Source organism: Planococcus wigleyi (assembly GCF_014836985.1).
Classification (GTDB): Bacteria; Bacillota; Bacilli; order Bacillales_A; family Planococcaceae; genus Planococcus; species Planococcus notacanthi.
In genome coordinates, this window is sequence record NZ_JACSPU010000010.1 from 42245 (window position 1) to 51783 (window position 9539).

Annotated in this window: 9 protein-coding genes; all 9 read left to right on the forward strand. The window is 45.5% G+C overall.

Annotated features, from left to right (window positions below; genetic code table 11):
- Positions 1-14: 14 nt before the first annotated feature.
- The 9 genes from ftsH (at position 15) to lysS (ending at position 9265) form a co-directional block, all read left to right on the forward strand.
- The gene (gene ftsH / locus H9630_RS18400) at positions 15-2033 is read left to right on the forward strand and encodes an ATP-dependent zinc metalloprotease FtsH (protein ID WP_191716929.1); all 2019 of its coding nucleotides are present in this window, start codon (positions 15-17) and stop codon (positions 2031-2033) included.
- Between the two features lie 115 nt (positions 2034-2148).
- Positions 2149-2916, forward strand: coding sequence for a type III pantothenate kinase (locus H9630_RS18405; RefSeq protein WP_191716930.1), 768 nt, complete (start codon positions 2149-2151; stop codon positions 2914-2916).
- 17 nt (positions 2917-2933) lie between these two features.
- Positions 2934-3815 carry an Hsp33 family molecular chaperone HslO gene (hslO, locus tag H9630_RS18410; RefSeq protein WP_191716931.1) on the forward strand — a complete coding sequence of 294 codons (882 nt, stop codon included), beginning with the start codon at positions 2934-2936 and terminating at the stop codon, positions 3813-3815.
- Positions 3799-4740, forward strand: coding sequence for a peptidyl-prolyl cis-trans isomerase (locus H9630_RS18415; protein ID WP_191716932.1), 942 nt, complete (start codon positions 3799-3801; stop codon positions 4738-4740). Before hslO ends, H9630_RS18415 begins: the two co-directional genes overlap by 17 nt.
- Before the next feature lie 130 nt (positions 4741-4870).
- Positions 4871-5812: a cysteine synthase A gene (cysK, locus tag H9630_RS18420; protein WP_191716933.1), complete on the forward strand. Its 942-nt coding sequence runs from the start codon at positions 4871-4873 to the stop codon at positions 5810-5812.
- Between the two features lie 132 nt (positions 5813-5944).
- Complete coding sequence (gene folP / locus H9630_RS18425) at positions 5945-6757, forward strand: dihydropteroate synthase (RefSeq protein ID WP_191716934.1); 813 nt, start codon at positions 5945-5947, stop codon at positions 6755-6757.
- Positions 6757-7122, forward strand: a complete 366-nt coding sequence (gene folB, locus H9630_RS18430) for a dihydroneopterin aldolase (protein WP_191716935.1) — start codon at positions 6757-6759, stop codon at positions 7120-7122. Before folP ends, folB begins: the two co-directional genes overlap by 1 nt.
- Positions 7119-7610: a 2-amino-4-hydroxy-6-hydroxymethyldihydropteridine diphosphokinase gene (folK, locus tag H9630_RS18435; RefSeq protein ID WP_191716936.1), complete on the forward strand. Its 492-nt coding sequence runs from the start codon at positions 7119-7121 to the stop codon at positions 7608-7610. The genes folB and folK overlap by 4 nt, the downstream gene beginning before the upstream one ends.
- Positions 7611-7780: 170 nt before the next feature.
- Positions 7781-9265, forward strand: a complete 1485-nt coding sequence (gene lysS, locus H9630_RS18440; protein ID WP_191716937.1) for a lysine--tRNA ligase — start codon at positions 7781-7783, stop codon at positions 9263-9265.
- Positions 9266-9539 lie beyond the last annotated feature (274 nt).

Sequence of the window (9539 nt, forward strand, 5' to 3'; positions counted from 1 at the left end):
TGAGGAGGCGCGGGATGAATCGGATATTTCGATACACCATATTTTATTTACTGATTTTCCTAGTTATTATCGGGATTCTGGGTACCTTTAACAACAGTAACCAGCCGACTGAAAATATAGGATATAACGAATTTTTGGAAGCATTGGAAAATGGGCAGATTGAAGAAGTGACGATCCAGCCGGATGCTATGGTTTACGAAGTAACCGGGAAAATGACCGGTTATGAAGAAGGGCAATCTTTCGTTACCAATATTCCTTTGGAGAACGAGGCGTTGACTGCTGAAATCGATGCAGTTGCCAAAGCACAAGATGGTGTTGAAATTGAATATTTGAAAGCTCCACAAACAAGTGGTTGGGTTTCATTTTTCACTGGCATCATTCCTTTCATCATCATCTTTATCCTTTTCTTCTTCTTGCTTAATCAATCACAAGGCGGCGGAGGCGGCCGTGTGATGAACTTTGGCAAAAGTAAAGCGAAGCTATATGATGATCAAAAGCATAAAGTTCGCTTTAACGATGTAGCTGGTGCAGATGAAGAGAAACAGGAACTTGTAGAAGTTGTTGATTTCCTGAAAGATCCGCGCAGATTCGCAGACATCGGTGCCCGCATTCCAAAAGGGATTTTGCTTGTTGGACCTCCGGGTACTGGTAAAACTCTATTGGCGCGTGCTGTTGCCGGAGAAGCTGGGGTTCCTTTCTTCTCCATCAGTGGTTCTGATTTTGTTGAGATGTTTGTCGGTGTCGGGGCTTCCCGAGTTCGTGATTTGTTTGAAAACGCTAAGAAAAACGCACCGTGTATCATTTTCATCGATGAAATTGATGCAGTCGGACGCCAACGTGGCGCCGGTCTTGGCGGTGGGCACGATGAACGTGAGCAGACATTGAACCAACTATTGGTAGAGATGGATGGTTTCGGTGCAAACGAAGGCGTCATCATTATTGCCGCAACTAACCGTCCAGATATTCTGGATCCGGCGTTGCTGCGTCCAGGACGTTTTGACCGTCAGATTACTGTAGGCCGTCCAGACGTAAAAGGCCGTGAAGAAGTGCTTAAAGTACACGCACGCAACAAACCGCTTGACGAAAATGTTGATTTGAAAGCGATCGCTCAGCGTACACCTGGATTCTCGGGTGCCGATTTGGAGAACTTATTGAACGAAGCGGCACTTGTTGCAGCCCGTCGCAGTAAGCTTAAAATCGATATGTCCGATCTTGATGAAGCATCTGACCGCGTTATTGCAGGCCCTGCTAAGAAAAATCGCGTTATTTCGAAAAAAGAACGCAATATCGTGGCATTCCACGAATCTGGACATACTGTCATCGGTTTAATATTGGATGACGCAGATATCGTCCATAAGGTAACCATCGTTCCTCGCGGACAAGCTGGCGGCTATGCTGTTATGCTTCCAAGAGAAGACCGTTACTTTATGACGAAACCGGAATTGCTTGATAAGATTGCCGGATTGCTTGGTGGCCGTGTGGCTGAAGATCTTTCATTCGGCGAAGTATCAACCGGCGCCCATAACGATTTCCAACGTGCAACGGCTATTGCCCGCAGCATGGTTACGGAATATGGGATGAGTGACAAGATTGGACCTGTCCAATTCGGTACGGCACAAGGCGGGAATGTCTTCCTGGGCCGTGACTTTAACTCAGAACAAAATTATTCTGATGCGATTGCTTTTGAAATCGATCAGGAAGTTCAACGCATCATCAAAGAGCAGTATATCCGCACGAAAGAGATTCTGACTGAAAACGAAGATCTTCTGAAACTGATCGCGAATACATTGCTTGAAGTTGAAACCCTGGATGCTGCCCAGATCCTTCACTTGAAAGATCATGGAACGCTTCCTGAACGCTCGTATGAGTCACTTAATGGTGACTTTGGGGATGAAAGCACGCCTGATTTGAAAAAAGATAGCGATGTCCCAGATGCAGTAGGAGCGTCATCCGACCCTTCAGCTGGAGACCTGCCATCAGAAGAAGGCGAAGCAACTTCAGTAGGAGAGCCGATTCCAGAAAAACGCAAATAAGATAAACGATGAGCTGGTTGCCCGTTCCCTTTGAAGGGGAGAGGCAACCAGCTTTTTGCTTTCCTGAAATTATGGTATGATGTGTTGGAAATTCGTCAATAAGCGAGGGCAAATCATGATTCTAGTATTGGACGCAGGAAACACGAATATTGTCCTGGGTGTCTACAGCCAGGATCAGTTAATACATCATTGGCGAATGGAAACCCTTCGCCACAAAACGGAAGATGAATACGGCATGCAGATCAAAGCTTTTTTGAACGATGCAGGACTCGGATTTTCATCGATTGATGGCATTATTATGTCTTCTGTAGTGCCGCCGATCATGTCGGCGCTTGAGCGCATGTGCCAAAAGTATTTTCACGTAAAGGCCCTTATTGTGGGTCCGGGTGTAAAAACGGGATTGAACATCAAGTATGATAATCCTAAAGAAGTGGGTGCGGACCGTATCGTCAATGCAGTCGCAGCTATTCATGAATACGGCAGCCCGCTGATCATTGTGGACTTTGGTACTGCCAATACCTTCTGTTACATTGATGAAAAGCAGCAATACATGGGAGGCGCAATCGCTCCCGGCATCAATATTTCAACAGAAGCACTGTATGCCCGTGCTTCCAAATTGCCGCGGATTGATATTTCCACGCCTGACCAAGTCGTTGGGAAAAACACAATTTCGGCCATGCAGGCTGGGATCGTCTTTGGCTATGTGGGCCAGGCAGAAGGCATTGTGGCCCGTATGAAAAAGCAAAGCAAGGAAAAACCGACTGTCATTGCAACTGGAGGAATGGCTTCTTTGATTGCCGGCGAGTCGACCATCATTGATTATGTAGATCCTTTATTGACATTAAAAGGACTGTATTTAATTTATAAACGCAACCAAGCGTAAAGAAAGGAACGATAAATGTGTCAGATTATTTAGTACGCGGCCTTGCATTTAATGGGAGTGTCCGTGCATTTGCGGTAGACAGTACGAAAACAGTGGGAGAAGCACAGCGCCGCCACATGATGTGGCCGACAGCTTCAGCGGCTTTGGGGCGCGCCATGACAGGAGGCGTCATGCTTGGCGCTATGCTGAAAGGCGACGACAAAGTAACGATTAAATTTGAGGGTGGCGGACCCATCGGTGCATTGCTGGTTGACAGCAACGCAAAAGGCGGCGTCCGTGGGTATGTTTCTAATCCTCAAACGCATTTTGACTTGAACGAAAAAGGGAAATTGGATGTCAGCCGTGCAGTTGGGACGAACGGCATGATGTCCGTTGTCAAAGATCTTGGCATGCGTGACAATTTCACAGGGCAGACACCGATTGTATCGGGTGAAATTGCTGAAGACTTCACTTATTATTTCGCATCATCCGAACAGGTTCCTTCCTCGGTCGGACTTGGTGTTCTGGTGGATACAGACAACTCGGTATTGGCGGCTGGCGGTTTTGTCATTCAATTGATGCCGAATACAGATGATGAAACCATTACGAAATTAGAAGAACAATTAGCCGCAATCGAACCTGTTTCCAAAATGATTCAGCGTGGATTATCACCTGAAGAAATTCTTGAAGCAGTGCTTGGAGAAGGAAATATTCAAATTCTTGATAAAATGCCGGTACATTTTGACTGCAATTGTTCTAAAGACCGTTTTGCTACAGCTATTCTGGGGCTTGGGAAAAAAGAAATTCAAGACATGATCGATGAAGACGGCATGGCAGAAGCACAATGCCATTTCTGTCTGGAAACGTATCATTATTCTAAAGAGGAACTTGAGTCGTTTATCAATGAACTCCAGTCATAATAACCGGCGACCTGTGCCACCGGCAGGCACGGGAAAGCCGAAAAGACATCTGAAGACCAAACCGGTGCTGCTGGTCATCGGCATTTTGCTGCTGGCCAACTTCCTGTGGTTTATTGCATGGCTGATACCCAACGATACCGGCAATGCGGAAAAAGTCGCTTCTGTCAGCGGTGATGAGATTACACGGGAAGAGTGGCTGGCTGCTATGGAAGAGCAGCATGGCCGCGAAGCATTGCTTGAACTGGTCAACGAAAAAGTAATGGCAACTGCAGCGAAAGATTATGGAATTAAAGTAAGTGATAAAGAAATTGATTTGGAACTGGCGCTTCTCCGCTCTTCGCAGGACGGTACAGAGACGGCTCTTTACGCAGCGGATGAAACACGCCAACGCGAGAAAGTTGCAGCCCAATTGATTCTGGAAAAAGTGTTGACGAAAGATATTGTCATTGAAGACAGCGAAATCAAAGCTTTTTACGATGACAATCAATCGCTTTACGATGTGAAAGACTCTTACCGAACGCGTATGATTATGTTGAACTCAGTAGCAGAGGCGGAAGAAACCATTGCAGAGCTGGAGAAAGGCTCTTCTTTCGAAGCGACTGCCCGTGAACGTTCGGTCGACAGCGCAACCGGTAATTTAGGTGGCGACATCGGCTATATTTCAAGTGGGGAGCCAGGCGTAGACGCTAATATCGCAAAGAACGTGGCGAAAGTGGATGTTGGCGCCTGGTCATCTCCTTTGGCACTTGAAAATGGCAAAACCGCCATCATTTCTGTAACGGAAAAAGTTGATGGTCAGACATTTTCGTTTGAAGATGTAGAAGGCCACATCAATCGTGAGCTGGCATTGGAACAATTGCCGCAATCGGTCACTCCGGAAGCATTCTGGCAGGAATTTGACGCGGAATGGTTTTACGGAGAATAAATTCTGGACGTTTCGGCAACGAAACGTCTATTTTTTATGAATTCATACAATTTGACAAACGGTCTATTTTATTGATACTATTAGCTTTATTAAAGTCGACAAAATTACTAGGGATTAGGAGTGTTGAAGAATGGCGCGTGTAGGAAATTCAATTACTGAATTGATTGGGCAAACCCCGATTGTGAAATTAAACCGGTTAACAGGCCCGGAAGATGCGGAAGTTTATTTGAAATTGGAATACTTCAACCCAGGCAGCAGTGTGAAAGACCGTATCGCCCTGGCCATGATTGAGGCGGCTGAAAAGTCCGGAGATCTAAAAGAAGGCGATACCATCATTGAACCGACTAGCGGCAACACAGGAATTGGCTTAGCGATGATCGCAGCGGCAAAAGGCTATAAATCTGTTTTGGTTATGCCCGAAACAATGAGTATGGAACGCCGCAATCTATTGCGTGCTTACGGAGCGGAGTTAATCTTGACGCCAGGAGCAGACGGAATGAATGGCCCGAATGGCGCCATCAAAACTGCTGAGAAAAAAGCGGCTGAAAACGGCTGGTTCATGCCACAGCAATTTAACAATGAAGCAAACCCTGAAGTGCATCGTTTGACGACAGGACCGGAAATTGTTGAAACAATGGGCGACCAATTGGATGCCTTTATTTCAGGGATCGGCACGGGCGGTACGATTACGGGTGCGGGACAAGTGTTGAAAGAGAAGTATCCTGATATCCAAATCGTGGCCGTGGAACCTACGGATTCTCCAGTATTGTCTGGCGGCAAGCCGGGACCGCATAAAATTCAGGGGATTGGAGCAGGGTTTGTTCCTGCTGTATTGAACACTGAAATCTATAGCGAGATTATCCAAGTCACAAACGACCAGTCCTATGAAACGGCACGCCAAGCGGCTCGTGAAGAAGGTATCCTTGGAGGCGTATCTTCAGGTGCTGCCATTTACGCGGCTCTTCAGGTGGCTAAACGATTGGGCAAAGGCAAGAAAGTGTTGGCGATCATCCCATCCAACGGAGAACGCTACTTAAGTACTCCGCTTTACCAATTCGATGAATCCAACTAAAATACAGAAAGAGTGCGCTTTAATGGCCGCTCTTTTTTTGTGGAAAAAAACCAGTCAATTAAGGTAAGATGAAGGCGCGCTTTTATTTCCCAGGAAATTGATACATATTTAAAGTTTGGACGGTGAATCTGCATGAAAATTAATTTCGATGAGAAAACGCTCGTTATGGGCATCCTGAATGTCACTCCGGATTCTTTTTCTGATGGAGGCAAATACAATGGGGTGGAACAGGCGATAGTGCATGCCCGGCAAATGATTGCAGATGGTGCAGACATCATTGATGTGGGAGGCGAGTCAACGCGTCCTGGCTATGTGCGGATCTCAGATGAAGAAGAAATTGGACGGATCGTTCCTGTTATCGAAGAACTGCGCCGGCAGTTTGACGTGTTGATTTCCATTGATACCTATAAATCGAAGGTGGCCGATGCAGCGATTGCTGCTGGTGCACACATCATCAACGATATTTGGGGAGCTAAGTACGATCCTGCAATTGCAGGCATAGCGGCAAAATGGAATGTGCCTATTATCCTTATGCACAACCGTAACGATACGTTATATACGGATTTCCAAAAGGATTTTATGGAGGATTTGAACGAAAGTATAGAAATCTCTTTAAAGGCTGGCGTGAGCCAGGAAAATATCTGGCTTGACCCTGGCGTCGGATTTGTAAAATCAGTGGCGCAAAATCTTGAAGCGATGCAAATGATCGGCCAGCTTGCGAACTTGGGTTATCCGATTCTTCTCGGCACTTCAAGGAAATCGTTTATTGGAAAGATTTTGGATGTTCCTGTTGATAAGCGATTGGAAGGATCGTTGGCTACTGTTTGCTATGGTGTCAATCAAGGCTGTCATATTGTAAGAGTCCATGATGTGAAGGAAACAGTACGTGCGGTGAAGATGATGGATGCACTGAGCGGCAAACGGCCGTACAAGGAGGAAGACTGATGGATTTTATTCACGTGAATGATATGGAATTCTATGGTTACCACGGGGTGTTCCCTGAAGAAACGAAACTCGGCCAACGATTTCGCTTGACGGTTTCATTGGCGGTAGATTTGCAGAAGGCGGGAGAAACGGATGCATTGGAACATACAGTGCATTATGGAGAAGTTTATGAAGCTTGCCGTTCAATTGTAGAAGGCGAACCGAAAAAATTAGTGGAGGCTGTAGCGGAAAGTATTGCCAGCCGTATTCTTTCGGAATTTCCATTGGTGCAAGGCATCCGTGTCCAGCTCATCAAGCCGGATCCGCCGATTCCTGGCCATTATAAATCAGTTGCCATCGAATTGACGCGAGGGAAATTCTCATGAACCTAAGTTATTTATCACTCGGCTCCAATATGGGCGACCGTTTTGAAATGTTGAGGCAGGCTGTTGCGCAGCTGGCGGAACAGCCTGCTGTTACCGTTACCCAAATTTCTTCACTCTATGAAACAGATCCTGTCGGTTACACAGATCAGGAACCGTTCCTTAATATGGTTGTCCAGCTCGAAACGGAATTGACGGCGATGGCATTGTTGGATGTTTGCCAGATGATTGAGCAAAACTTGAACCGCAAGCGTCTCGTCAGATGGGGGCCGCGCACAATTGACCTTGATATTCTTCTATACAATCAGGACCGGATAGAAACAGCTAGGCTTACCGTTCCGCACCCGAGAATGAATGAGCGGGCTTTTGTTCTCATCCCTTTATTGGAAATAGATCCTGGTCTTGAAGTGGCAGGAACTCTAGAAACTGGTGGCGTGCGTTTATGGAAATCCTATAATAGCTTCGCGGCGTTTCTGCAGGATGTGCATTAACAACTGTATTAAATAGGTGGGGCGCGGAGATGTGGGCAGCAAAGATTCGCGTGTATGCAGAGACTGCCACAAATTTGTGGCAGCTTTTTTATGTAGTATGGTAAGAAATTGTGTACAATAGAGAAATACATGAATGAGATTGGCTTTATATAGATAAAGGAGTGTAGGACATGTCAGAAGAATTAAATGACCAATTATTGGTGAGACGCGAAAAAATGCAAGCATTCCGTGATCACGGAATGGATCCTTTCGGCGGCCGCTTTGAGCGGACTCACTTGTCGCAGGAAATTATCGAACAATACGGAGAGCTTTCTAAAGAAGAGCTTGAAGAAACGCCGCACGAAGTCGTCATTGCTGGACGGGTTATGACAAAACGTGGAAAAGGAAAAGCGGGCTTTGCGCATATTCAGGATCTTAAAGGACAGATTCAAATTTACGTCCGCAAAGATGCAATTGGCGAAGAAGCTTATGAATTTTACAACACAGTCGACTTGGGGGATATCTTAGGCGTTAAAGGGACTGTATTTAAAACAAACGTAGGGGAACTATCGGTAAAAGCGAAAGAAGTAACGTTCCTTACAAAAGCGTTGCGTCCTTTACCGGAAAAGTTCCACGGTTTAAAAGATGTAGAACAACGTTACCGCCAGCGCTATTTGGATTTGCTGACAAGCGAAAGCAGCAAAGAGACTTTCATTCTGCGCAGCCGAATCATCCAATCGATGCGCCGCTACTTGGATAACGAAGGATTCCTGGAAGTGGAAACTCCGATGCTGCATTCAATTGCAGGGGGAGCAGCTGCCAAACCATTCATTACACACCACAATGCGTTGGACATGGAATTATATATCCGCATTGCGATTGAACTTCACTTGAAGCGTTTGATCGTCGGTGGTCTTGAAAAAGTTTACGAAATTGGCCGCGTCTTCCGCAACGAGGGAATATCCACACGCCACAATCCGGAATTTACGATGCTGGAGCTTTATGAAGCATACGCTGACTTCAATGATATTATGGCGCTTACTGAAAACTTGGTTGCCCATATTGCTCAGGAAGTTTTGGGGACTACTACTGTCCAATACGGGGAAGATGAGATTGATTTAGCTGTAGGTTGGAAACGACTACATATGGCTGATGCCGTAAAAGAATATACAGGTGTTGATTTTTGGAAGCCGATGACAAAAGAAGAAGCGCACGCTTTGGCGAAAGAACATCAGATCGATGTGAAGCCTACTATGGAAGTGGGACATATTTTAAATGAATTCTTTGAGCAGAAAGTGGAAGAGCAATTAGTTCAACCTACTTTCGTTTACGGACACCCAGTTGAGATATCGCCTTTGGCTAAAAAGAATCCTGAGGATGAGCGGTTTACTGACCGTTTTGAATTGTTCATCGTTCGCCGTGAGCATGCCAATGCCTTTACTGAGTTGAACGACCCGATTGATCAGCGCCAACGTTTTGAAGCGCAGTTGATCGAAAAGGCTGAAGGAAATGATGAAGCCCATGAAATGGATGAGGACTTCATAGAAGCTTTGGAATACGGATTACCGCCAACGGGTGGATTAGGAATAGGCATTGACCGCTTAATCATGTTGTTGACGAATTCTTCTTCTATTAGAGATGTTTTATTGTTCCCGCAAATGCGGCCGAAAGAATAAGAAGCCTTTAGGAATAGCCGGTTTAAAGTGAAAAAGCTTTAAATCGGCTTTTTTTAAAAAAAGACTTGTTTCTATTTTAAAACGATGCTATACTATTTCTTGTCGCGTTTTTCATAATAAATAACGCGGAAGAAAATAAAGTAAAAAAGTTATTGACTTCCTGTTAGGAAGCTGATAATATTGAAAAGTCGCCAATAAGCGCGGCAAACAACTTGAACCTTGAAAACTGAACAGCAAAACGTCAACATACAGCAACGGCCGTTGAACGCGGCCC

What these genes read in the sequence shown, in the direction of transcription:
- ftsH (WP_191716929.1), top strand. Translation starts at nt 15, where the DNA reads ATGAATCGGATATTTCGATACACCATATTTTATTTACTGATTTTCCTA.
- H9630_RS18405 (WP_191716930.1), top strand. Translation starts at nt 2,149, where the DNA reads ATGATTCTAGTATTGGACGCAGGAAACACGAATATTGTCCTGGGTGTC.
- folB (WP_191716935.1), top strand. Translation starts at nt 6,757, where the DNA reads ATGGATTTTATTCACGTGAATGATATGGAATTCTATGGTTACCACGGG.
- cysK (WP_191716933.1), top strand. Translation starts at nt 4,871, where the DNA reads ATGGCGCGTGTAGGAAATTCAATTACTGAATTGATTGGGCAAACCCCG.
- folK (WP_191716936.1), top strand. Translation starts at nt 7,119, where the DNA reads ATGAACCTAAGTTATTTATCACTCGGCTCCAATATGGGCGACCGTTTT.
- lysS (WP_191716937.1), top strand. Translation starts at nt 7,781, where the DNA reads ATGTCAGAAGAATTAAATGACCAATTATTGGTGAGACGCGAAAAAATG.
- folP (WP_191716934.1), top strand. Translation starts at nt 5,945, where the DNA reads ATGAAAATTAATTTCGATGAGAAAACGCTCGTTATGGGCATCCTGAAT.
- H9630_RS18415 (WP_191716932.1), top strand. Translation starts at nt 3,799, where the DNA reads ATGAACTCCAGTCATAATAACCGGCGACCTGTGCCACCGGCAGGCACG.